The sequence below is a fragment of the Cohnella kolymensis genome (genome assembly GCF_000829465.1).
GTDB classification, from domain to species: Bacteria; Bacillota; Bacilli; order Paenibacillales; family Paenibacillaceae; genus Cohnella; species Cohnella kolymensis.
The window spans coordinates 1-24,261 of record NZ_JXAL01000007.1; the positions used below are offsets into that span (position 1 = coordinate 1).

The 24,261-nt window shown below is 49.6% G+C and carries 21 protein-coding genes and 1 riboswitch; of the genes, 4 read left to right on the plus strand and 17 right to left on the minus strand.

The window, feature by feature from the left end:
• Positions 1 to 25 precede the first annotated feature (25 nt).
• The 4 genes from SD71_RS24765 to SD71_RS07025 all read right to left on the minus strand — a co-directional run bounded on the left by SD71_RS24765 (position 26) and on the right by SD71_RS07025 (position 2,746).
• Positions 26 to 172 (minus strand): hypothetical protein, encoded by a 147-nt coding sequence (locus SD71_RS24765; protein WP_235427023.1) that lies wholly within the window; start codon positions 170 to 172, stop codon positions 26 to 28.
• On the minus strand, positions 169 to 1,188 hold the full coding sequence (locus SD71_RS07015) for a Gfo/Idh/MocA family protein (RefSeq protein ID WP_235427024.1): 1,020 nt from the start codon (positions 1,186 to 1,188) through the stop codon (positions 169 to 171). Before SD71_RS07015 ends, SD71_RS24765 begins: the two co-directional genes overlap by 4 nt.
• Positions 1,185 to 2,042 (minus strand): class I fructose-bisphosphate aldolase, encoded by an 858-nt coding sequence (locus SD71_RS07020; RefSeq protein ID WP_326998713.1) that lies wholly within the window; start codon positions 2,040 to 2,042, stop codon positions 1,185 to 1,187. Before SD71_RS07020 ends, SD71_RS07015 begins: the two co-directional genes overlap by 4 nt.
• 140 nt (positions 2,043 to 2,182) lie before the next feature.
• Positions 2,183 to 2,746 carry a DUF1697 domain-containing protein gene (locus SD71_RS07025; RefSeq protein ID WP_041061483.1) on the minus strand — a complete coding sequence of 188 codons (564 nt, stop codon included), beginning with the start codon at positions 2,744 to 2,746 and terminating at the stop codon, positions 2,183 to 2,185.
• A gap of 137 nt (positions 2,747 to 2,883) precedes the next feature.
• On the opposite strand from SD71_RS07025, the gene SD71_RS07030 reads away from it, so the two are divergent.
• Both SD71_RS07030 and SD71_RS07035 read left to right on the plus strand, forming a co-directional pair.
• Positions 2,884 to 3,429 (plus strand): RNA polymerase sigma factor, encoded by a 546-nt coding sequence (locus SD71_RS07030; RefSeq protein ID WP_041061486.1) that lies wholly within the window; start codon positions 2,884 to 2,886, stop codon positions 3,427 to 3,429.
• A complete protein-coding gene (locus SD71_RS07035) occupies positions 3,416 to 4,456 on the plus strand; it encodes a hypothetical protein (RefSeq protein ID WP_041061488.1) in 1,041 nt (346 codons plus the stop codon). Before SD71_RS07030 ends, SD71_RS07035 begins: the two co-directional genes overlap by 14 nt.
• 74 nt (positions 4,457 to 4,530) lie before the next feature.
• Here SD71_RS07035 and SD71_RS07040 read toward each other — a convergent pair whose 3' ends face one another.
• From SD71_RS07040 to SD71_RS07050, 3 genes are all read right to left on the minus strand, one after another.
• A complete protein-coding gene (locus SD71_RS07040) occupies positions 4,531 to 5,589 on the minus strand; it encodes a ribonucleotide-diphosphate reductase subunit beta (protein ID WP_041061491.1) in 1,059 nt (352 codons plus the stop codon).
• Positions 5,590 to 5,616: 27 nt separating this feature from the next.
• Positions 5,617 to 7,893 (minus strand): ribonucleoside-diphosphate reductase subunit alpha, encoded by a 2,277-nt coding sequence (locus tag SD71_RS07045; protein WP_041061496.1) that lies wholly within the window; start codon positions 7,891 to 7,893, stop codon positions 5,617 to 5,619.
• Positions 7,894 to 8,027: 134 nt separating this feature from the next.
• A riboswitch (cobalamin riboswitch) is annotated at positions 8,028 to 8,220 on the minus strand.
• A gap of 47 nt (positions 8,221 to 8,267) precedes the next feature.
• A complete protein-coding gene (locus tag SD71_RS07050; protein ID WP_041061499.1) occupies positions 8,268 to 8,480 on the minus strand; it encodes a hypothetical protein in 213 nt (70 codons plus the stop codon).
• Between the two features lie 652 nt (positions 8,481 to 9,132).
• Between SD71_RS07050 and SD71_RS07055 the strand changes: the two genes are divergently transcribed.
• Together SD71_RS07055 and SD71_RS26160 are read left to right on the plus strand one after the other, a co-directional pair.
• Positions 9,133 to 10,032, plus strand: a complete 900-nt coding sequence (locus SD71_RS07055) for a sensor histidine kinase (protein ID WP_041061505.1) — start codon at positions 9,133 to 9,135, stop codon at positions 10,030 to 10,032.
• A complete protein-coding gene (locus SD71_RS26160) occupies positions 10,019 to 10,180 on the plus strand; it encodes an ATP-binding protein (RefSeq protein ID WP_161793352.1) in 162 nt (53 codons plus the stop codon). Before SD71_RS07055 ends, SD71_RS26160 begins: the two co-directional genes overlap by 14 nt.
• Positions 10,181 to 10,419: 239 nt before the next feature.
• Here the strand turns inward: SD71_RS26160 and SD71_RS07060 are convergent, their stop codons facing one another.
• The 10 genes from SD71_RS07060 to SD71_RS07105 form a co-directional block, all read right to left on the minus strand.
• The gene (locus SD71_RS07060) at positions 10,420 to 15,756 is read right to left on the minus strand and encodes a S8 family serine peptidase (protein WP_041061507.1); all 5,337 of its coding nucleotides are present in this window, start codon (positions 15,754 to 15,756) and stop codon (positions 10,420 to 10,422) included.
• A 362-nt stretch (positions 15,757 to 16,118) separates the two neighbouring features.
• Complete coding sequence (locus SD71_RS07065; protein WP_041061510.1) at positions 16,119 to 16,619, minus strand: GNAT family N-acetyltransferase; 501 nt, start codon at positions 16,617 to 16,619, stop codon at positions 16,119 to 16,121.
• A gap of 7 nt (positions 16,620 to 16,626) precedes the next feature.
• Complete coding sequence (locus SD71_RS07070; RefSeq protein ID WP_041061513.1) at positions 16,627 to 17,112, minus strand: SRPBCC family protein; 486 nt, start codon at positions 17,110 to 17,112, stop codon at positions 16,627 to 16,629.
• Between the two features lie 117 nt (positions 17,113 to 17,229).
• Entirely contained in the window at positions 17,230 to 17,598 is a 369-nt protein-coding gene (locus SD71_RS07075; RefSeq protein ID WP_041065147.1) for a hypothetical protein, read from the minus strand.
• 250 nt (positions 17,599 to 17,848) lie between these two features.
• Complete coding sequence (locus SD71_RS07080; RefSeq protein WP_326998714.1) at positions 17,849 to 18,388, minus strand: endonuclease/exonuclease/phosphatase family protein; 540 nt, start codon at positions 18,386 to 18,388, stop codon at positions 17,849 to 17,851.
• Between the two features lie 136 nt (positions 18,389 to 18,524).
• A complete protein-coding gene (locus SD71_RS07085) occupies positions 18,525 to 18,785 on the minus strand; it encodes an HPr family phosphocarrier protein (RefSeq protein WP_041061519.1) in 261 nt (86 codons plus the stop codon).
• A 1-nt stretch (position 18,786) separates the two neighbouring features.
• Positions 18,787 to 20,511, minus strand: coding sequence for a phosphoenolpyruvate--protein phosphotransferase (ptsP, locus tag SD71_RS07090; RefSeq protein WP_041061620.1), 1,725 nt, complete (start codon positions 20,509 to 20,511; stop codon positions 18,787 to 18,789).
• A gap of 24 nt (positions 20,512 to 20,535) precedes the next feature.
• The gene (locus SD71_RS07095) at positions 20,536 to 21,687 is read right to left on the minus strand and encodes a mannitol-1-phosphate 5-dehydrogenase (RefSeq protein WP_041061522.1); all 1,152 of its coding nucleotides are present in this window, start codon (positions 21,685 to 21,687) and stop codon (positions 20,536 to 20,538) included.
• Positions 21,684 to 22,118, minus strand: a complete 435-nt coding sequence (locus SD71_RS07100; protein WP_041061526.1) for a PTS sugar transporter subunit IIA — start codon at positions 22,116 to 22,118, stop codon at positions 21,684 to 21,686. Before SD71_RS07100 ends, SD71_RS07095 begins: the two co-directional genes overlap by 4 nt.
• On the minus strand, positions 22,115 to 24,187 hold the full coding sequence (locus SD71_RS07105) for a BglG family transcription antiterminator (protein WP_235427030.1): 2,073 nt from the start codon (positions 24,185 to 24,187) through the stop codon (positions 22,115 to 22,117). Before SD71_RS07105 ends, SD71_RS07100 begins: the two co-directional genes overlap by 4 nt.
• Between the last annotated feature and the right edge of the window lie 74 nt (positions 24,188 to 24,261).

The following is a 24,261-nucleotide window of genomic DNA, read 5'->3' on the forward strand; positions in this document are numbered from 1 at the left end:
GTCCGAAGCCTGTCGTTGGTCCAACTTAATCCCTCCAATTCACCTCAACCGTATCACCGGTGCGCTGAGATTCCAGAGCAGCTGTAAACACGAGATGGCTGCCTGCCGCTTCTTCCGGTGTGGCACACCCGAACGGCTGCCGCAATTTGGCCGGCATGCGAAATCTCGTCACAAAAATGCAGCCCACATTTGGAGAATGGAGTCCGAGAAGCCGAATTCGAAAATACCGCCTGTCAGCGTATCGTAAGCGGATTTGTACGGAACATCAGCAATATGCCATGCTTGCGGCTGCCCCTGCCGATAAGGGAGCGAAGCGACTTGTTTCGGATTTTTCGTCGAGTATTCTGCTGAAAATTCCGTGCCTTGAATCTTGATGAACCAAGTGTTGGCGTGACCCGGAGCGATCCGCTTGGTGGACAGAACCATAGGAAAGCTCTGTACTTCCGTTTCGACCTCGCACGCAAGGATCGCATTATCCCATGTTTCGCATGGAGCCATGCCGCCTTTTCCGTCGGGACGCTGATTTACGACTTTGGACAGCAGCGCCCGAACGTTAGCCGGCTTCCATCCGAAACGCAGCGGCAAATGCAGCACATGCATGCCAAGATCTCCCATACATCCGTACTCTCCATTCGTTGCAGCCCTTCGTTTCCAATTGATCGGCTTTACCGGGTCGAGATCGCTAGAATGCCAGAAACCCGCCTCTACTTCAATAATTTTGCCGAAGCGATTTTCCCGAACCCATTGGATGATTTGCTGAGCTCCCGGGAAGAACGGAAATTCGGAGGAACATCGGACGATGACGCTGGGATTTTCACGAATTGCTTGCTGAATCAAACCATTCGCCTCTTGATCGATACCGAACGGTTTCTCGCCAAGCAAATGCTTGCCCGTATTAATGATGTCCACATAAATTTGTGCATGCAAATGGTGCGGAACGGCGCAGTAAACAGCTTCCACCGCCGGATCGGCGAGTAATTCCTTATAATTCGAATAAGTCCGTTCAACAGTCGGCACACGCTCCCGGAACCACTCCGTTGCGTCGGGATTCGCATCGCAAACCGCCACGATGCGGGGCTCGAAGTCGACATCGGACAGGTGACACCAACGAGCGGCGGCGCTGGCGAACTCCTTGCCCATGAGACCGCAGCCGATCACGCCGAATCGAATGACTCTGCTGACCATCATCGTCCGTCCCCTTTCAGAAGTGCCAACCCCTGCTCGGCAGTTGCTCCATGATGCACAATGGCCATCAGCGCCTTGGTCATACCCGCGGGATTCGGGTGCTGCACCACGTTACGTCCATAGACGATACCCGAGGCGCCTTGCTCCATTAACCGCACGGTACGGCTCATAATTTCCTCATCGCTTGCACGCCCGCCGCCGCGAACGAGTACGGGTATGCCGCAAGCGATTTCAATTACCCGATGGTACTCGGACACGTCGTCACAGGGATCCGCCTTGATCACATCCGCACCAAGTTCAACGCCTTGACGCACCAACGGCATGATTTTACGAATATCTCCATCCACCATATAACCGCCCTTTTGTTCGTTTGGAAGCATGACCAAAGGTTCGACCATGAGCGGCATTCCGTACTTCTCGCATTCTTTTTTCAAAAGGGATATATTTCGCACACATTGATGATGAAGCTCGGGCTGATTCGGCAGTGACAGTAGATTCACACAGACAGCCACTGCATCCCAAACGACCGCCTGCTCAACCGCACGCTCGATCAGCTCGCTGAACAGAAACTTCGGCAGCTCGGCGCCGTAAATGTTCGCGGCATCCGCCCGCAGCACAAGTCCCGGCTTCTGCTTTCCTTTCATGGACTGCAAATGCCGGGCTTGTCCGGTACTCAGTTGAATACAGTCGGGGTTCGCATCTACGATGGTCTCGACTGCTTGTTTCATGTTTTCTATTCCAGCCAAAAAGGTAAATTCATTAAAAAAGCCATGGTCTATCGCTACATCGAAGCATTTGCCCTGAGCGCTAAACATTCGATTCAAACGTGGAGAAACGGACATGAAATTCAACTCCATCGCGAGTTTTAAACGAACATTTGTGTATCGTTTATAACATTATAGTAATGGATAAAGATGGTCATGTCTACGAAATGTAAAATTGTTATTCATTTTCTCCAAACAAAAAGAAGCCGGTTCACTTGAGCCGGCTTCAAATTTCATTTAACCTCTATAGTATGAGCTAGGGCGACGAGCTTGTTCATCGTTTTCCAGTTACGTACGGTCACCGGTACACCTAACTTCTCAAGGTTGGCCGCAAGCTTGGAATTGCGTACGCTGTCCCGGAACAAAAGAAACACTTCTTTGCCAACGACCCGATACTGATCGTTTACGCTTTGGTAAGGCTTCAGCCGTTCAATCCCTTCCGAGGAAGGCTTCTCAAGTAACAGGCCGACGTACAGCTTCTCTCCTTCAGAGAATGCCTCCGCTTCGGCTACTTCCTGCTCTGAGAACGGGCAACTGGCAGCAATTCTTTTCAGCTCTTCCGCTGTTCTTAAAATAACTTTTACCGGGAAACCAAATACCGCCTGAATTTCATGCTCAATTCGTTCACGCAAACGTTCTTCCTCATCATTCGATTCGAACAGAACATTACCGCTTTGGATATAGGTTTGAACCCGGCTCAGCCCCATAGCCTCAAACATCCGCTTCAATTCAGCCATCTTAATGATGTTCTTTCCACCTACGTTAATGCCTCGTAAAAGCGCGAAATAAATTGCCATCCGTCTCATCAGCCTCTCTTGAACAGCTTGCTATGTTCAGCTAATGAATTAAGTATACAAACAATCTGCTGACAAATACAGCCAGTTTGGAACGAACTTCCGATTTGAATTGTCTAACTAATAGAGGTGAGATCGTGATGGAGCTGGAGTATTGGAAAGTGGCTGAAAGTCTGGATGCCGAAAGTTTTCGGGAATTAATGCTGACATATGGCCAGGAAGTCTGGAATTATGCTTTCTTGCTAACCAACAGAGCTGACCTTGCGGATGACATCTCGCAGGACGTGTTTCTGAAAGTGTATCGTAATATCGCTTCTTTTCGGGGCGAATCCTCCATGCGAACTTGGTTGTTTGCCATCACGCGCAATATTTCGATCAATTACCGCAGGAGTGCCTTCATGCGTAAGATTGTTTTGGCCGAATCGGTAACCCCCAGCGAAACCCATCCGTCCGCCGAGCAGGAAGCGGTGCAGCATTCCCTTTCCAGCGAACTCTGGCAGCTGGTCATGAATCTACCCGTTAAATATCGTGAAGTTCTCGTCCTGCATGCTAAGAATGAACTGTCGCAAAAAGAAATCGCGCAATTGCTCGGCGTATCGGAAGGCACGGTTAAATCGAGATTATCGCGGGCGCGTCAGAAAGTAAACGGAGCCTGGAAGGAGGAATGGATTCATGGAAGAGCGTGAGCCGCAATGGTATGAAGCGCTGAAATCAGATCCGATCAAGGCAAAGACATTCACTATGGAAAAAATACTGAAGATTGAGCAGGCGGCGGAAGCCGTGGAGGAACGGCGGCGCTTTCCCCGTAATGTGCTGCTAGCCGCTATTTCTTCGCTTGCGGTATGCGCGGCGTTGGTGATTGGATTCGCAATGCAGGATCAAACCGAGCCGGCCGCGCAACAGCCGCCGCTGCCGTCGGTCAGCTCATCTCCGGCCGTGGAGACGGAGCCGGCGACCCCGGCACCGCCGGCATCTTCGACGCCTGTGGTGCGAATAACCAAGCAAGGCACCGGTGAATATGTAGCAGGCGTTGACGCCCACACTGTGGCGATCAACATCGACGGGCAAGAAACGGCATTTCAAACGTATGAAACTCCCGACCTGGATTTCCGTGAAATCAATGAAGGCGACAAAGTCTGGATCGAGTATGAAGAAGAACCGCTTGAGGGCGGCATTTTCCAGCGATATTTGAAGAAGATCAAGAAGATCAAGAAGATCGGCGACGCTCCGCCGAAGACAGGGATTGATTTGCTTCCGCGGCAGAAGGACTTCACGGTTGAAACCGATGGTGGCCCGTGGACTTACTCAGGAGGCCTGAGGATCTTACCCGAATATGCTTTGTATGTGCTGGAAGGATTAACGTTTGACGACGCCTCGCGAACAATGACTTTTGAAACGGATGACCGGTATCGGGCCACCATTGAAAAGCTGCCTGCAGGCTATAAGTTGGAAGAGATCAAACAAGCAGCGGAGAAAGAGCTCATCCCGATCGGAGAGGTGCAGGAAACCCCTCCCTCTGAAATTAGCCCTTCACTTGGCGGAGCGCTGATGATGCTCACTGCAAGCAGCGATACCAGCACCCGGCAACTGATTGTGAAGCAAGTTGATGACGCCGTGTACGGCATAACCATCGACTTTCCACAGAGCGGCACCGTCTTGAATTTCTTGCCTCGAATATACACCTCGGTCAGCACTCTGTTAACGAACAAGTGAAGTAACTACCGTGCTATACAAACAAGGAGGAGTCGCTTTTATCAGCGCACTCCTCCTTCTTTTTCAGCTAATTTTCAAAGTTCGAAATCATCAAGGGCATCCAGATCGAGATCGGATCCTCCCTTTGCATAATTGATAACCTTTTCCTCAAAAAAGTCCGTCTTTGTCTGATTAAATTGAGTGAATTGGCGAATGAACGGCAGCGGATCCTCCACCTCCTCGGGATACAGCGGCGTCAGTCCAATTGCTTCAAGCCTGAAATTTGACAAATAGCGGATATAGTCTCGTATGAGGCCGCTATTCAAGCCTTGAATTCGGTCGCCGAAAGCATATTCACCCCATTCGATCTCATGTGCAACCGCCCGCCTCATCATATCCCGAAGCTCTTCTTCGAATGCAGGTGTGAATATGCCCGGACACTCACTGCGAAGCTCCCGGAACATATTCTGGAACAGCGCAAGATGCGTCAATTCATCGCGGTTAATATATTTGATCTCCGTACCGACTCCCGTCATTTTTCCAAATCGTGCAAGATTATAGAAGAAAGAGAAACCCGCATAGAAATAAATGCCTTCCAGAATGTAATTCGCCATCATGACTTTGGCAAAGCCCTTCTCGGTCTGTTCATCGATAAATTCCTGATAGCAATCGGCGATATAACGGTTTCTCCGCAGCAGATAGGGATCCTTAATGGCTATTTCGTAAATCTCCCGCTGCCGCTGTGCGCCTACGATGCTTTCCAAAATGTAGCCGTAGCTCTGAGAGTGCAAAGCTTCCTGATAGGTTTGGATATTCAGCAGCAGATTGACTTCAGGCAGTGTGACGTACTCGTTAATGTTCGGCAGATTGACGGTTTGCAGAGAATCGAGAAACACGAGAAACGAGATGACCTTGTCGAAAGTTTCCCTCTCGGCCGGTTCCAGCCGATCGTAATGAAGCTTGTCCTGCCCCAGCGAAATTTCTTCGGGAATCCAAAAGTTTTGCATCATCGTTTTGTATAGCGGAAAGCTCCACCGGTACTTGTTGTTGCTTAACATCATCAGATTGGTCGTCTCGCCGCCGATCAGTGTCCTGCCGGATTCACGGGTATCGGCGTCGGGATTGAAGAGCGCTTTGGGATTCAGCGTTTGCATGCGATTATCCTCCTACGAAATATACTGTCAAGCGGAGCAAGCCGCACAGTCTTCTACCTCCACACTTCGGCTGCGCGTATAATACAGCGTCTTCACACCCTGTTCCCATGCGGATACATAAAATTGGGCAATGTCGGCTGCTTTCGTTTGCGGAGTAATATAAAGATTGAAGCTTTGAGACTGGTCGATATGCCGCTGCCGGGCCGCGCATGCCCGGATGCTCCAACTCTGGTCGATCAGATGCGCCTCCTTATACAGCCAGAAGGTGTCGGCATTCAAATCGGGCGCGATGATCGGGATTACGGCGTTTTTCTTTTCATCCAAATAAAATCTCGCATATATCGGATCGATGCTTTGCGTGGAGCCGCCATACTGCGAACTGGAGCCGTTCGGAGCTACAGCCATCAGATAAGCGTTCCGCAGCCCGCACGCCGCGACATCCGCAGCCAGTGCTTTCCATCTCTCGCTCGTATACTCACGCCGCTCAAAGTAGGCGCCCGTTGCCCATTCCGACTCTGAGAAAAGCGGATAAGCCCCCTTCTCCCTCGCCAGATCGCAGCTCGCCTTTATGGCGTGATAGGCGATCGCTTCGTAAATCCGGTCGGCGAATGCGACATGCTCTTCGGATTCCCACTGAATTCCCTGTATGGCCAGCATATGATGGTAACCGAAGGTGCCGAGTCCGATTGACCGATAGTTGCTGTTCGTCTGTTCCGCCTGCTTCACCGGCAGATGGTTAACCGTAATGACGTTGTCGAGCATGCGAATAACGACCGGCACAACCTTGGCTATACTTTGCTCGTCTTGCAGCCGTCCAAGATTCAGAGATCCGAGATTGCAGACAACAAAGTCCCCGCTTCTTCTCGTTTCCGCCACATACTCATTGCCGTCCCGATCCTTGCTTATGCGTCTTTCGACCGGACCGCTTGCGGACATGTTCTGATTGATTTCCATACACAAGTTACTGGAGTAAATCATTCCTGCGTGCTTGTTCGGATTCATCCGGTTAACCGAATCGCGATAGAACTGGAAGGGCGTGCCGGTTTCCGTATCGGATTTGATGATCGCCTTCAACAGATCTATAGCAAGCACTTCTTCTTTCTTCAAATCGGGGTGGTCAACGCACTGCCAATAACGCCGGGTGAATTCCCCTTGCTCGGTTTCATCGTAGCAATCCTCCAGACTCCAGCCCATCACGCTGCGGATTTCATGCGGACACATCAAGTAAAACTTGCCGTCCCTGACACGTGTTTCTTTCTTTAACTGCCGCATAAAAACGTCCGGTATGGATATCGCAGGAAAAATATCATGTGCTTTACGGCGTTCATCCCCGTTATTCGTTTTCAAATTCAGAAACTCCCAGATATCCCGATGCCAAATGTCCAATGTAACACTGACCGCGCCGCTGCGCATACCGAGCTGATTGCAAGCAACCGCAGTGTCATTGATAATGCGAGCCCACGGAATGACGCCGCCGCTTGTCCCTTTGAATCCTCGTATATCCGAGTTTGCGGCCCGCACCTTACCTATGTAAATTCCCATTCCCCCGCCGTACTTGCTCACCTGGCTGAACTGATCCACAACGTGAAAAATGGATTCGAGAGAATCATCCATTGTGCCGATAAAGCAGCTCGACATCTGGTTATACGGCTTTCGCGCATTCGACATCGTCGGTGTCGCCGCCGTCATCTGCAGGAGAGACATGACATCATAGAACTCTTTGGCCCAGCGCACCCGGTCCCCCGGTTTCTCCGCCGCGGCAATGGCCATCGCAACTCCCATGAAAGCCTCCTGCGGCAGCTCGTAGACCTCCTTGTTGAAGCCCCGCACGCAGTAACGTTCGGCAAGCGTCTTCACTCCGACATAGGTGAACAACTCGTCCCTTTCCGGCTTGATGTACCGGCCCAGTTCTTCAATCTCCGACTTCTTATAAGCTTTGCGCACATATGCTCCGTATAAGCCCAGCTGAGTCAGCATCTGCACGAGGTCATAAAAGCTTCCGTACCCGAACGATTTACTCCCATAACCGCGGTTCACCGCCGCCTCCTTGTACAGATCATACAGATACAGCTTCGCTGCTACCTTCTCCCATTGCGGCTGTTCCACCGAAATTTTCTCGGTGGCGGTCTGGATCAGAATGCGCTGAATCTGCTTTGTCGACATTCTGTCCTTCAGCTGCGGCAACAGGGCTTCTTCCATCTCAATGTCGGACAGTCCGCTGCCATCCATCGCATAGTCGATCACTTTCTTGAATTTCGCAAATTGCATTTCTTCCGTTTGACCGTTTCTTTTGACAACTATCATTCCATTTTTCCTCCATTTCGCAATAAAAAAAGCATCCCAACGTTTATAGAAAACGTCGAAATGCCAAGTTGTACTCGGTTAACGGGTGGCAACCCTGCCGCCCCATCTCAACACCTCCCTATCTCCCGTAGGTCATTAGTGTTCAAGAAACGGCAGGTCTCCTGGCTTAGGTTCTTCACGTGGATGCGCCTTCCCGGCCGACGGCCAGTGGACAAATGCATCACGTTCCCCATTACAGTGGCGGGACCGCGTCGGTTTTACACCGAACTTCCCTATTAAGTCTCTTAGCATGCGAATGCTAGAAACACCGATTTCTTCACAATATTTAGTTATGGGACTGAGTTTACCATCAATATATAGTGTCAGTCAAGTCGTTAAAATGTGAATTTCCACTGCTTATCTCCCATCGTTTCAATTTGTGGCTCATACGCAATTAATGCACCCTTTGAGACAAATTCATTGTATAGTTCACCCACACCATCAAAATCACTGTAAAAGTATGAATCCCACCCTGTTGCGGGGCCTTCCCACTGACTTGGGTAGCCTCTCTTCCCCGCTTTCGCATTGGGCCGAACATTTGTTTTCATGATTCGCCCCCTGAATGCACTTTATTTGGAAATTTCGCAACCCAAAGGTTATTATACAGCGAATTCCTGCGGCCGGGGTAGGACTCGAAGGACGATTATATTCTTAAAAATAAGGCTCTGTTAAACTTTGTTGTTGATTATTTAGTCGGTTATCCGCTTGCCTGTGACCTCGAAAGGTGAGCCGGATTGGGCCTACATGGAAAGTTACATCAATACGCTTCCTTTTAGTTCGCAAGGCTGTCCTGATATTTGAGACAACTTATATGTGTTCGAACCGGCGGGCTGTGTCGCTCACCCACCTGCTGCCGTAATTTAAATATTTCTATTGTAATATTCTTCCTGGTGTAGCGAAAGTGCCGTCTGTGACGGATGGAAGAGGAATCTCTCTACCTGACCGGTCAAAACTCGCTCCGGCAGCTTTTTGATGTTAAGGCCGTCGACTGTAATTTGCACTGATGAGTTGAAGAGCGGTTCGGTTGTGTGTAAGAGAGGATCCGATACAATTTCTTGTCTTTTATCGATATATGTTCTTGAATTAAAGGACAGTTATGCGAAACAAACCAAATATGAATTATTTTATTAACATATATGATTTAAAGGTATTCGGCTAATATTTGTCGAATTAGTCCGTAATAAGGCGGTGGCTTTAATAATGAATAATGAGTATGTTTCAATCATGTTAAGCCACAAAGCGACCTTATCGAAAAGATGGTCTCGGGAAGTTCGTGAAATTTATCCCGATCTGCCTCTAGACTCAGATGAAAATATTGATAATTATTTAGATTATATAATGAAATTAGAAATCCTTGCGGACGACCATCCAATTTTTAATTCTATACCCAAATGGTCCAAAATTTCACTGGATCGGTATAACTATATTGAATATATTCTAATTACTACAAACATTTGGAGAAAAATTATTCTTGAAACTGTCGAAATGGTTGCCATAGAGAATCAGATTGACATCTATCAACTTATAAAAAAGTACATATATAGGATGGATTTATTTGAGAAGCATGCTCGTGAAAATTATTGGAACATGACTCGGAATGTTATATTGGAAAAAGAGAAGCAAATTAACGAGCTACATAGTGAGCGCTTAACTCTGATTGGCAAAATGGCAGCCAGTATGGCTCATGAGATCAGAAATCCTCTTACCTCCATTCAGGGATTTTTAAAACTCATTAAACAAAACATTTCATCTGAAATGAACCAAAAGATTGCTAATTATTTAAAAATTATTGAAGATGAATTTGAGACTATTAATATGCAAATTACGGGTTTTCTCAGTTTTTCCAGGAATGTAAAACATGATGAATCGTACGAAAACATCTCTTTAATACAAATTATTAATTCAGTTCTATCCATGTTAAATCCGCGATTAATACAAGAAGATGTTATGTTTGTAAAAAAATTTAAAAAGGATAAAATTATCAGGGTGCAAAAGAAGGGCATACAACAAGTAATTTCAAATTTATTAAACAATGCAGCTGATGCGTTACTTGAAGTTTCCCATAAAAAAAGAAATCACACTGTCAATGAAAGAGGATGATGATAATGTGTATCTATATATATCTAACAATGGTCCAAAGATCCCTGACGAGATAAAAGATTTATTATTCACACCATTTATAACCAATAAATCATCAGGGACTGGGCTGGGCTTAACGATATGCAAACAAATTATGCAAAAAAAATGATGGTGATATACTGTTGGATACTAATGAAAATGAAACCGCTTTTATTTTGTCTTTTAAGAAAGAACTCGATTGAAAGATACTCACTAACGGGGGAACGATAGTTCAGCATTAAACACCCAATAATAAGGGCGTTTTTATTTTGGGCAGAAATCAACAATCAGAGTTAACAGAGCCAAAAATAATAAACAATGCCGCCCTATCGCCGGGCGGCATTGTTTATTACTGGTATAAGATCGAACTTACTTTACAACAATCGTATGCGTGATGGAATTCGTTGCGCCGGCGTTGTCCGTCACGGTTAAGGTCACGCTGTAGGAGCCGGCTCTCGAGAATGTGTGATTTACGCTTGCTCCGGAAGCAGTGCCTCCATCGCTAAATCTCCACTCGTAGCTGGCAATCGTTCCATCCACATCTCCTGAGAGAGAACCGTCGAATGTCACAGGTTTCTTCGGTTTTGCAGAACCAGGAGCTGTGATGACTGCAACCGGATCTGCGTTAGATGGAGGTTTCGGCTGTCCTGATACATACAATTTGCCAGGCGCCTGCACTTCCACTTCGTTACCCGCGTCATCCCGAACCCGGATAACGATGACGCCGCCGTTAACAACGAGAGACTCCGGTGTCGTATAAGTTCCTTCGTAGTGACCCGATGACGTTTCCGTCATCAACACTTCATTGCTTCCGGCAGCGCTTGGAGCCAGCGGGAGCTCAACCCTGAACGAGCCATGCAAGCCGGGTGCGCTATCAAAGGAAACCTGTAACGTACCCCCTGCTGTTATATGGACATCGCTGGCAGGAGAGATGTTGGTGATTTCCGGCAGATCAAGTACCACAACAACCGATCGGGTGACTGTCGTTTCATTTCCGGCACGGTCTTTGGCGGTGACGGTAATGAAGTTGTCACCTTCATTAACGAGAATGCGATGAGAGAACGTGCCGTCGGCTCTGAGATTCACTTGTTCATTGTTAACCGTAATCTCTCCGAGGTGCTCATCGCTTGCAGATCCTTCGACGTATACCATTTCCACATTTGTTTTGAATCCATCCGCCGGAGCGGTTACCGTCAACTCTGGAACTGTTTGATCCAATGTAACAATCACAGGCTCGGACCGGTCGGTCGATTTGCCGTTAACTACCGCTTCAGCAGTCAGTTGATTCTGCCCTGGCTGTAGTGATACGGGAATGCTGAACTGTCCTTCAGCCACCGTGCCGCTGCCTGCCAACTCCGTTCCGTTGTAAATGTTAACGGTCGCGCCGTTTGCAGGGGAACTGCCCGTGACGGTTATGGAGGTTTGGTTCGTAAATGAATTCGGAGCCGGCGATGCAATAACCGGAGCGTTCACCGGATATCGAACGATCGCGCGAATCATGTAGTTGCCTTCGTCAAGCGGCGATTGGCCCCACACTCCGCCCACTCTCTGCCAGCTGCGTTCGGCGTTGGTTCCGTCTTCGTCCGTCCCCAGTCCGGGTGTATTCGGATAGGCGGCTGTCTGAATGTATACGATGTAGAAATCGCCTTGTACGACAACGGGATCCGCCAGGCTGACGGACGTCCACTGCCCGTTGCGGAGAGCGGTACCGTCGAACGGACCTGCCAGCATCCGTCCGGGTGCTCCGCCAGCGCCTGATGCGTCAAATACCGCATATTGGAACGCTGTTCCGCCCGGCTGCGGCCATTCCGTATTCCAGAAACGCAACGACGCGCCGGTGACCTGAGCGGTTCCCGCTTGCGGAGTCATTCTAACCGCCCATGCATTGTTTGCCGCATTGAATGCTCTAGCGTTTTCCGCCGTACCGTCGTCATACCCGATGTCGCCCGCAAATCCAACAAAGGGTTTCAGGGCAACATTCGCTTCCACACTTTCGTTCGGAGGAACCGTCACCGTTACCGATTTGTTGTAATAATCAGGCGCGGAAACCGCCACTGTATACGTTCCTTCCAACACATCCAATGTAAATGCTCCGTCCGCGCCGGTCCGCACGGGAGTTATCCTTGCATCTTCCATCACAAACACTGTGGCATTGGCAATAGGCTCATGCGAGCGTTCGTCTGTGACCACGCCGGCAACACGACCATGAGGGATCGGCTGCAGTTTGAAATTGGCTGTCACTGCTGCGTTGTCAGTGATCGTTACAGGCGCAGTTTGTGGATAGTAGCCGTATGTTTCGGCCTTAAGGTGGTAATCGCCTGCGACATGCATGAAGCTGTACTGTCCGGTAGACATATCCGATTGAGTGGAGACACCGGTTTCAACGACCGTCACAGACGCTCCAACAGGTAAACTTTGCAGCACAACATCGCCTGTCGGCTTCTTTTCTATGAAATTGTCTTTACCTGTTTTCGTTAATTTGAACAGTAGATCGCCGTAGATGGGTTTCGGTTTTGCTGTTTCGCCGAAATCAGGCAGTACATCGGGTGTTGTCGCAGGCGCTGTAGTCGGCAGCACCTGGAAGTTGTCGATGTACCATCCGGCTTTTACAACGCTGTTGTCGGATGTCACTCTGAAACGAACTTTAATCTGCTGCCCTGCATAAGGCGCTAGGTCAAAGAAGACGGGAGTCCATTGCATTCCGTTGCTGACGTGTGAGAATTTGCCCAGTTCCGTCCAGGAGCTTCCGCCATTTGAGGTTATTTCTACGCGGCCGAAATCCCATCCGGTTTCAAAACTATACCAGTGATCGAATGTAAGCACGGCTGTCGATGCCGCAGTCAGATCAATGGTCGGGGATTCGAGAGAAAAATTGCTGCCGCTCAGGTAATTACCGTCGAGATCGGTGCCCCACACATTCGGAGGCGTTACGGCATTTGTCGGTCCGGGCGAAGCCGGCGCGCCGCGTTCCCATACGTCATTCGTCCCCTGATGGATCCAACCGTTATCCGTGCTTCCATCGAAGTTATCGCTGAAGATCGGGATAGAGCGTTGAACCGTAATGGAAACTTCGTTCGATTTGCCGCTTTCGTTACCGCTATAGTCTTGCGCGGCTACCGTGTAATAATAGGTGGTTCCGTCTGCCACAGTACTGTCGGTATAAACCGTTGCCGTCGTGGTTCCAAGCAAGTCATAGCCCGCACCCGGCAGTGTGGACCGATATACCGCATATTGTTTGAAGTCTGCGTCCGCAGAAGGCGACCAGCCAAGCACAACGTTGCCGGTCGGATCCGACGAAGCCGTCAAATTGGCTGGAACTGCCGGAGGAGTTGAATCCGGAGCCAGAACGGTCAGATCGTCGATGTACCAGCCCGCCCGTTGGACAGAACCATCCGAAAACAGATTGAACAGCACATAAATCCGTTGGCCGGCGTATTCGTTCAAGTCTATGAATTGCGTCTTCCAGCCTTGGCTGCTGCCGGTGAATTGCATTTTGGGAACGAAAGTGAAGTTGTTGTCCTCCGAAGCGATGTAAACGACGCCCGAATCAAAACCAGTTTCAAGATCAAACCAATGTTTGAAGGACAAAGCGACGCCTTGCGTACCGGCTGACAGGTCAATCGGAGGCGCCAGCAAGTAAGCATTCGAGTTAGGATCATACGGTCCATCCAAGTTAGTGCCTGCCAACTTTTGTCCCGATGCCGCGGAGCCCGGTCCGCTTGTCGGAATGCCCCACTCCCAGGTATTATGATCACCGCCTGTGCTGAACCCGTCGAAATTGGTTTCAAAATCCTGCATATAACCAGGCTGGACACCATTGGAGACAATGACTCGGTATTTCGGGGATTCAAATCCGTTGTTGCCGTAATCGTTTACCCGGATGTAGTACTCCAACCCGGCTGAATCAAGCAGAAATGCCGGTAACGATGTTTGATACATACCGTCTTTCGCATCACCTGAAATGCGTTCCATAGGCAGGTATACATATTGATCCGTGCCGACAATTTTGGCAAACGCCTCGACCGCGGTGACGCCGACGTTATCCGTGACATGAGCCGTCAACGGTACGTCAAAGCCTGTGTATACGACGGCCAGCGGCGTATGATCCAGTACCGGCGGTTCATCGTCGTCACCCGATGTCGTCACTTTTCCGGTGACGGTACCGATTCCGCTTATAACGGAACCAACGGCGTTAAAGGCGTTCACGAGCCCATACCCGTAACCGTTGTTCGGAGCTTCAGGAAACTGGCCATCTGTGCGTGGAGTCGCCGTAGTCGTGATGATCTGTTCCAATTGATCCACCGTTAGAGAATGGTTGGCCTGAAGCAAGAGCGCTGCAGTCGCTGTGGTATGCGGGCCAGCCATCGAAGTGCCGTTCCAGCCGCCTTCATAACCGCCGGGAACGGATGAGCGCACATTTACGCCCGGAGCCGACACTTCCGGTTTCATCTCACCGTATGGAGATGGTCCCTGGAGAGAGAAATTCGCCAAGTTACCGTTAATATCGATCGCACCGGTGGAGAACGATTCCGGATAGTTGGCGGGGTTCGCTACGGAACCTGGTCCACCGGGGTTGGTGGCGGTGACGTTGCCCGCAGAAAACTCAGGAAAAATCTGCGCGGCACGCCACGCCTGCACGATTGGGCGGAACCACTCGTCGATTCCTGGACCGCCGCCCCAAGAATTATTCACTACATCAGGCGCCAGCTCAGGATGGAGATTCCCTTCGGAATCCACCGGGGCAAGCAGCCATTGTCCTGCATCCAGAATAATGGCATCTGTCGTACTAGGGTTGAAAATACGTACAGCGATCCATTTAGCCCCTGGAGCAACGCCGATCTGGTTAACGCCGTCCGCTTCGGAGCCTACCATCGTACCCATTGTGTGAGTGCCGTGGCCGTGGCCATCCGCTGGCAGCGGCGAGTGACTATGCGCATCGTACCAGCTTAATTCGGGATGTGAAACATTGCCCAACGCATCGAGTCCCCGCCATTTGCGATTCAGGGCCGGGTGAGAATACTCCACTCCTGTGTCCAAGTTGGCAACGACTATGCCTGTACCGTCAATTCCCATTGCCCAAACCTCCGGAGCATGCACTTGCGCGATGTTCCATTCCACACTGCTCGGTTGGGCACCGGCCGTCGTGAAGCTGCTTGCCTGGCTTTTCTCCACCTTGTCGAGAAAGCGTTCCTGGTTAGGCAGAATTTTGTCGACCTCGGGGAGCTGTGCGATTTGCTCCATCGCTTCTTTTGTACTCGTAATCGCCATTGAGTTAACGATAAAAAAGCTCTTGTAATCTTTTACTTCTCCTTTGCCTTTCGCTTTCTTCAAATATAATTCCAGGTTGTACTGGGTACGGGAGGCCGTCTCGCGCAGTGTGCTCACAACGGAGTTTCGCATAGCCAGCTTGGCCGCAGAAGGTGTAACTTTGTCGGCTGTCGCTTGCTGCCGCGCTTTGTGCGCAGCAACTTGGGGATCCGCCTGCTCTTTCATTTTGACAAGGAAAGTGACGTATTGATCAGTTTCGAACTGTTTCTGTACCTTTGGATCTACCTTCACGGCCATAATCTGCGGAGAGTTGGACTTGAGATCGACTTTTTCGCCGGTGCTTGTTGGACCTGCTGCCTGTACAGGCAATGCGAATGAAAGCGTTATCAACAGTGCCATGCCGAATGAGATCTGTATACGGAATTTTTTCCAGTTCATTTGATTTTTTCACTCCTTCTAAATGAGTTTTACACCTTGGTAGAGCAAGCGTTCGCCGAACTCGGAACTTTTTGATTTACCCCCTTCATCCCTTGGTTTCTGCAGTATAAATCAGCAACCATCTATATGGCCGATCATGGTGTCAGTAGATAGAATCAGATGTGGTGAGTGGCCAGATTTGAGCGAGATCTTAGAAGCTATCTGAAATATAGGGCAATCCAGCAGAGCATTATACAACTCTACTTAACTACGATAACGGCAAATAATGAAATAAACCGGCGGAGCTGTTGCTCCACCGGTTTATTTAAAGTTGGATATATTTCAACAAGGACAAAACCCAGAATGCGGTTTATATGAGTCTCCTATGTTGTCGAGTAAGTGTAGCGCATTACCGTAAAATCCATGTCCTGACCATCTACGTTACTCTGAAAAGTAATTCCCTTCACAAAACCGGCACGTTCATAAACTTTTATCGCACGTTCGTTAAAGCTTGCCACAACCAACCGAAAGTGGTGGATATTGAATTGTTCTCGTAAAAAATGCATACAGAGTATCAAAAATTCCAACCCCTTGCCTTGTCCTGTGATGTCCGGTCTCAGGCCCAGTCCAATATCCACATAGATACTGTCGTTATAGATACCGGCGCCATATCCGCCCGGCACACGCGCTGACTCGCCTTTGCAGACGTAGCCGAATAACCCATTCTGCTCATGCAAAGCATAATAATACTCACAATTTAGTAATTCAGTGATACATTCCTTACTGCCATCCATACTGTAGACTGAGTATGGTTCGTCATACTTCCAATGCGAGATCAAGGCGGCATATTCCTCTGTCATCGGCAGAAAAAGATAGGTAGACATCGCGCAATTATGATGCAGATTGACCTGGCGAACAGCACAATTCTCCCTCACCTGATTCCAAAGCTGTTTTTAAACTGTTTAATACCTGCGTCCATGCCATCTCGTGCCACTGAAACGCTTTATCCCATTGTTCGCCTGTGCCCCAACCCGTATGCTCGATAGTTACATTTGTCGTTTTGTCTCCCGCTTGCGTAAAGCGTACTTGCACCTCGGTAAGTGAGTCTGATGAATTCATGAGACCTGCAAAATCATCCGGTCCCTTCCATGTGAAAGATAGCTGTTCCATCGGTGACAAAGAGGTAATTTTACAACCTTTAGTGTTCATCTGTTCTTTATTGCCTGGGATAAAAAACAGTTCAAATGCGCCTCCCACTCGCGGATCTATGTTGGCTGCCGGTGCGAACCATTGACTTACCCGCTCAGATATCGTCCATGCATACCAAATTAACTCCTTACTTTCTGATACTACAATTTCTTTATGTAATGTTCTCATTTCGGTCAACCTCTCCCTTGTTTTGTCATTTACCTCAAAACTACCAGATTTTAGCCATATTAATCAACTCCGAGTTATAATTGGCGGCTTAATTCATCCGGCAGCGCCATTCAGCATTTAACCGCCGGCGGCCGGCACTTTAAATAAAATATTACTGTCTTTATCTAGTATTTTAAATTTGAGCTCATTTGGTACGGCTACATAAGCAAACCATATCCTTTTCCAATTTGTATCTACAATCTGCGCCTCTTGCTGCTTGTCGTATTTATTTTCGAAAATGATTCTTTCCGCACTTGGGTCGTCAAGAACACCGTAAAACAAACGTACAGCAGGATCCTCAATATAATTAACCCTGTCACTATTAAGCATGAAGCCTGGCATATATATTGCTGAGGACTTTAAATAGTCCCAACCGTTGTGATCATCCCCCTCGATGATCGCAGCCCCGATGCCCGTACCATTGTCGAAAGGGGCTTGATAGAACACGACAGCACCTCCATGATCCCGGTGAATATGCAGTATCTCATTCTCTTCATGCTTGGAATAGAACGCATCTTCTACAGAATCGCTTCTACAACCACATAGAATAACGATGGCAATTAAAAAAGTAAGGACTCGGTTTATCAATTTAACACCTGCCTGGCGCTTTAACAGCGCAATTTAATATAAACGGGCATATGGTCGCTGTATTTGATCCAATCTGCGTACTCTCCTATTGTTACTGCATCCAGTATGTTCACAAATTCCTCTGAAAGGAAACAGTAGTCGATGTGGTATGGCCTGTCGGTTTTGCGATGTAAAAAAAATTGTTGCCTGACCGAAGCGAGCTCTCGTTATCCCAAATAGCGTTACTGTTAAAATCACCGGCGATGACGGTTTTGTCACCGATATGCGAATAGTGATTGACCGCATTCCAGACCTGTCCGACATATCTGTTTCTCCGGTTGAGCTTATCGTCCATTGCCCAGACAGCGAGCAGATTAAAATCGACAGCGCCGCTGACCTTGATGGGAACGATGTATCTATGATTGGCATCGTAGCTGTTATGAAGTTCAAGTCTAAAATCGGAGTAAGCGAAAATGCCAAGCCCTTTTGTTTGGTTGTCCCCAAACCATAATTTGTGCAACGGTTCAGAAAATGGACTTTCAAAGGTCAGCCGATCCGGATGCTCGCATTCCTGAACCACTAATATATCCGGTTTTATGTTCATCATGTGGGATGCCTTTTTGCGAAATGCCATATTACAGTTCCATGTGGCGATGATCATTGGAAACATCACCTCTTTTCAGGAATTTATTCTGCGCTTAAGATGGTGGTACTACGTTACATATTTTACCAACTTACAGGCAAGGGGTAAATGCAAAAAAACCTTAGTCCAACGTGGACTAAGGCTTCGCTTTATATGGAACTGACTATTCGTGGACTTCTACAAGCAGCTTGCCCAGCGCTTCCATAGCTTCCGCTTCTTGCTCGCCGTCAATCTCCAATGTGACCTCATCGCCGGTGGCGATGCCCAAGGTGAGCATGCTCAAGGAGCTTTTGCCGTTTACCTTTTTACCTTTGTTGATGACGTTCACCTTACAAGGGAACTGGCTGGCGGTTTGGACGAAAGTTTTCGTCGGACGGACGTGAAAGCCCGTCGGATTAATAATCGTGAATGATTTCGTAATCATGTTATTGCTCTCCTTTCTTGTTGTTCTGAACGAAGGCTTGAATTTCCTGCTGTCCGTGCATCGTAAGCGCCTGCTCAGCTAGACCGGACCATTCGGACTGTGAAAGCCGAGCGATGAGTTCCCGGGCCGGAAGGATCGAGCCTGCACTCATGCTGAATTCGTAGAGCCCCATGCCCAGCAGCAACGGGATCGCGGTTTCGTCCCCTGCCATTTCACCGCACATGCCGACCCATTTCCCTTCTTGCTTTGCAGCATCAATGACCATACGAATGAGCAGCAGAATCGAAGGATGGCATGGCTGGTAAAGGTAAGATACCGTTTCGTTCATGCGATCGGCAGCCATCGTATATTGAATGAGGTCGTTGGTTCCGATGCTGAAAAAGTCGACTTCCTTGGCGAATACGTGAGCTGATATAGCCGCTGCAGGAACTTCGATCATCATGCCGACTTCGATACGCTCAGCCAACTCCACGCCTTCCGCAGCCAGCTTCTGTTTCTCTTCCTGCAGAATGCGTTTAGCTTCCAGCAGTTCATCCAGAACGGCAATCATAGGGAACATGATTTTCAGATTTCCATATCGGCTGGCACGAAGCAGCGCACGCAATTGCGTACGGAAAAGATCCGGGCGGTCAAGACAAAGCCGGAGCGCTCTTTGGCCCAGGAACGGATTGCTTTCCTTCGGCAAATCCATGTAGGGCAGCTCCTTATCCCCGCCGATATCCAAGGTGCGGATGACTACGGGCTTTCCTTCCATTTTCTCAAGCACATATTTATAACTGTTGAACTGCTCATCTTCAGTCGGAAGCTGGCTGCGGCCCATGTACAAAAACTCGGTCCGGAACAAACCGATGCCTTCCGCACCGTTATCCAGCGCCTTCTGCACGTCTTCCAGTTTACCGATGTTCGCAGCCAACTCAACCAGCTTACCGTCTTTGGAAGCAGTCGTCCGATTTACCCACTGTGCCAGCACGGATTTGCGCCGGTCATATTCTCGTTTCTTCTCCTGGTAGCCGGCAAGCTCGTCAACACCGGGATCCACCACAATGACTCCTTCGGAAGCATCCATCACCACCATGGTGCCTGGCTGAATATTGCGGATACCGGCTCCCGCTCCTACAATTGCCGGGATATCCAATGATCTCGCCATAATGGCAGAGTGCGAGGTGCGGCTGCCGATTTCGGTGATAAAACCTTGGACTGCTTGAAGATTTAACTGCGCGGTGTCCGATGGCGTCAAATCCTCGGCAATGATGATGCACGGCTCCGTCATTTGCGACAAATTCCCGCTGTCCGTCCCCCGCAGCCTGTTCATCACACGCCCGGTCACATCCTGAATGTCGACCGCACGCCCCCGCAGCAGCTCATCCTCCATCTGATTAAGCATGTCGATGAAAGACTGCGACACCTCATAAAGCGCGAACTCGGCGTTCACGGATTCCGTCTTGATTCTGTCCACAATGACGTCAATCAGATCGGGATCCTCCAGGATTAACAAATGGCCTTCGAAAATTTGCGCCTCATGCGCGCCAAGTTTCTCCTCTGTTGATGCCCGAATTTGCTCAAGCTCCGCACGAGCTTGATTCACCGCGTTCATAAACCTTTCCGCTTCGAGTTCAGGATTGCCCACAGTGGTTTGAACAGGGGTATATTCTTCGGACTTAAGCACAAAAGCTTTAGCAATAGCTAACCCCGGCGAAGCTGCAATGCCTTTCAACAACTGATTCATCATCTTTCAACACTTCCTTTGCCGTTAATCCCGGTGTTTCAACGATTCGTATGCCGCCACGACTAGCTCGTGAACGGGATGCGTCTCCGGTATCTCCGTATATTTCGTAATGGCCGCTTGGACCCCATGTTCCTTAATGGTTGATTGCAACTCTACAGATTCCGGGTCTTCGGGATAATCAAATAACAAAGCGGCTGCCATCGCTCTGGCCAAGTGCGGTACTTGCATGCCGTGAGCGTGTGCCATAAGCGCAGGGCGCACCAGCCTGTCGTTCGGAGACAGCTTGCGGATCGGCGAGCGGCCGACTCGGACGACTTCATCCGTCAAATGCGGGTTCCTGAAGCGCTCGATGATTGTGTCAATGTATTGGTTATGGTCCGCCTGATTGAAGTCGTACTCCCTGACCAATGCCGCTCCCGTCTCGCCAAGTGTTTCCCTGACCTCAGCCGCCAGCGCCTTGTCTTTCATCGCATCCTGTATAGTGCCATATCCTTTGAGAAATCCGTGGTAAGCCGCGGTGCAATGACCCGTATTCACGGTGAACAATTTCCGTTCAATATAAGGCTGCAGGTTGTCGACATAATCGACTTCCTCGATCTCATGAAACCCAGGCAGCATGGCGGAACGGTCCACCACCCATTCGAAGAAAGGTTCTACCGTAACGTGAAGCTTGTCTTCATGCTGCTGAAGAGGAACGATCCGGTCCACCGCGGCATTCGGGAACGCAACGCTCGATGACGCCCGCTGCCTGATCTCCTCCGATAAATGGGAGTAAACATGCTCCTTCAGCTGGGAGCTGCCGCCGATCGCATTTTCACATGCAATGATATGAAGAGGATAGGCCGAATCCGCCACCCGCAGCTTAATGCCTCTGGCGATACCTTCGGCAATAAATTTCAAGATGTTCACGCCGACTGCCGTCGTTACCAAATCAGCTTCCGCAACGGCCTTCGCCACGGCGTCCAGATCTTTGCCGTTAATAGCAGTGATATTCTCAACTACGATAGTGTCGCCTTGCTCATTGGCCAGTGTCACTGTATATTCTCCGCGCTGCTTAAGCAGGTCAACTAACTGATCGTTAACATCCACGAATTGTACCTGATAACCGGATTTAGAGAGCAGCAGACCGATGAAGCCTCTGCCGATATTCCCGGCTCCGAAGTGAACGGCCTTCATGCTTCCATCCCCTCTTCGAAGATCGCGATCAATTCCGCCTCGGATTTCGCCTGCAAGATCCGCTGCATATCGTCTTCATCGGAGACCAGAACGGCGACACTCGAGAGAATCTCGAGATGTTCGTCTCCAACCGCTGCAAGCCCGATAATCAAATTCGCCGTTTCCCCGTCAAAATCGACACCGTCCGGGACAGTCAGAACGGACATTCCTGTCGAACGGATTAAACTTTTTGAATCATTGGTGCCATGAGGCATAGCGAGACCGCCGCCCAGATACGTTGAGGAAGTGTTCTCCCGTTCAAGCATTTTATCTACATATTCCGCCGGCACATGTCCCGCTTCAACCAACAGTTGTCCTGCGATTCGTATCGCTTCGGTTTTATCGCCGGGTTTCACATTCAGTTTCACTTTTTCTTTGGTCAGTATGCTCATGAGTGTTCTCTCCATTCCAATTTAGACTTTATAAAAGCTTCTAGCTCACGGGAAATGAAAGCTTTGATCCTCTCCGTCTCCGCGGCTTTGAGGAGTTCCACCATCTCAGGCTGCAGCAGCATTGCGCTCACTTCGCTCAGCACTTCCAAGCTCGGTTTATCAATTTCCCCAGGGGCCAGCATAAGCAGAATGTGTGACACATCTGCGGCCGCTTGTTCTTCTCCCAGCAGGAGAGGAACATTCAGGCGGAATAAGCATAGAACAGGTTGCCGGACCGATTCGCTTCGTGTATGAAAAAGCGCCAGCTGTGTATCCGGGATGATCTGGCTGCCCTGCTTTTCTCTATTGATCAGTTGCCGGATGACGGTGTCCTCTTCGACTATGTTGCCCGTTGACGACACAATGCCAACCATCTCGGTTACCACATTTTCCAAATGACGTTCGCCAGGCTCTATATCAAGCCGATAAACGGCAAACCGATCTAACAGTTGAATCGCAGCCAAAGCATATCCATGCATCAGCTTGATCCGGTCCCATGGCCCATGATCCGCCGGTGCGGCAGGTTCCGCGGCAGGTACTTTTTTCAGCGTTATTTTACGAATGTATGATTTGAGTCTTTCAGTCTCCTCACGGGTGAGCAGCGGACTGAGTTTGATATAACGATCCGGGGCCAACTGAAGATCTACCGTAGAAATGATCAGGTCGTAACGTTCCTCCGGAATGCGCGCCGCTTCATACCACGAGTAATGCCCGATCAGATCGATTTGCGGAATTTCTTTGTTGATGCGGACCGCTAGCAGTTTTGATGAGCCGATACCGCTTGTGCACACAAGCAAGGCTTTAATGCTTCTTGGAAAAAGGTTCAACCTCTCGACGGAAGCGCCGAAATGCATCACGATATAACCGATCTCTTCATCCGGGACGACCGCGTCCCGCACGGTTTGGTCAACACCAGCCCGCACTGCCGCGAACAAAGATTCATAATCCTTTTTAATCTGCGGAAGAAGCGGATTACGAATGACTTCGCCTCTGCGTAACCGCTCCAAGGCCGGCCCCATATGCCGGATCAAGCCGTCCAGCAGCGAGCGGTCCTTCGTGAACGGAATGTCCATATGTTCATCTACTGAACGAATGAGATCAACCGCTGTCTCGGCAAGCATTAAGCCGTACTTTTCCAGCAGCACGCCGGAAGCATCGGACGCCTTCTCTTCACCGCCGTCGAGCAGCTTTAGCAAATATGCCTTTTCTCCCTCCGGCAGCTCGAGGCCGAATGGCGCAGCCAGCCGATTCAAGCGAGGGTCATCCTGCTCCTTGTCTGCTGCGGCCGGCTGCTCGGAACTCAGGATCCAATGTCCGCGCTGCATGCGCGAAATCGCTACGGACAGTTGGATCAGCAGATGAGTATAAGCTGTCTCGGATAGACGGTTCGGCCACTCGTCCTCCCAATCCCAGAGCGTTTTTTCAATGGCAAAAAAGTTGTCTACACCTACCATTGTCAGCAGTTTCCGGGTTACGGGCCATTTTGAAGATTGTCCGTGTGTCGCACCGAAAAGATCCGAATGGTCCAGAAACTCTTGCGCCAAACGCGCTATAAACCGGCGTTTCGAAGATTCGGGACCTTCAATCTCTACGCCGTAGCCGCGTCTCCTGATCAAAGCCAACCCGCTGTGATACAGCTGAGGCTCGATTTCATCGAAATCGTGGCTTACGGTGGGGATAGCGGCATGCAAATAATGGGCAAGCGCAAACAGCTTGACCGGTGCATCCTCCTCCAACAGACGGCAAATGAGGAGCACTTTGCGCTCCTCCGGCGAGTAGGTAACCGTCTCCGATTCGTTCAGCGATTGTTTAAATCCGGCTAGATCCGCTTTACTTCCGCCAATCATGATGCCGATTCCGGATTTCTTCACCAGCGATAATCCATAAGAAGATAGCAGCGGTTCAAGCTCCTGCAGCTCGCGATGAACCGTTCTGGTGCTGGTGTGTATCTCTTCCGCGATCTGGCCGGCGGTGATTTCATCCTGCCGGTTCAGCAGCACTTCCAATAAGCGGCGCTGTCTGTTGGACACTCTCAATACCGGCATCCTCCGCCTGACAAAATGGACGAAACGCCGACGAACGAGCCGTCAGCGTTGCATCTTCT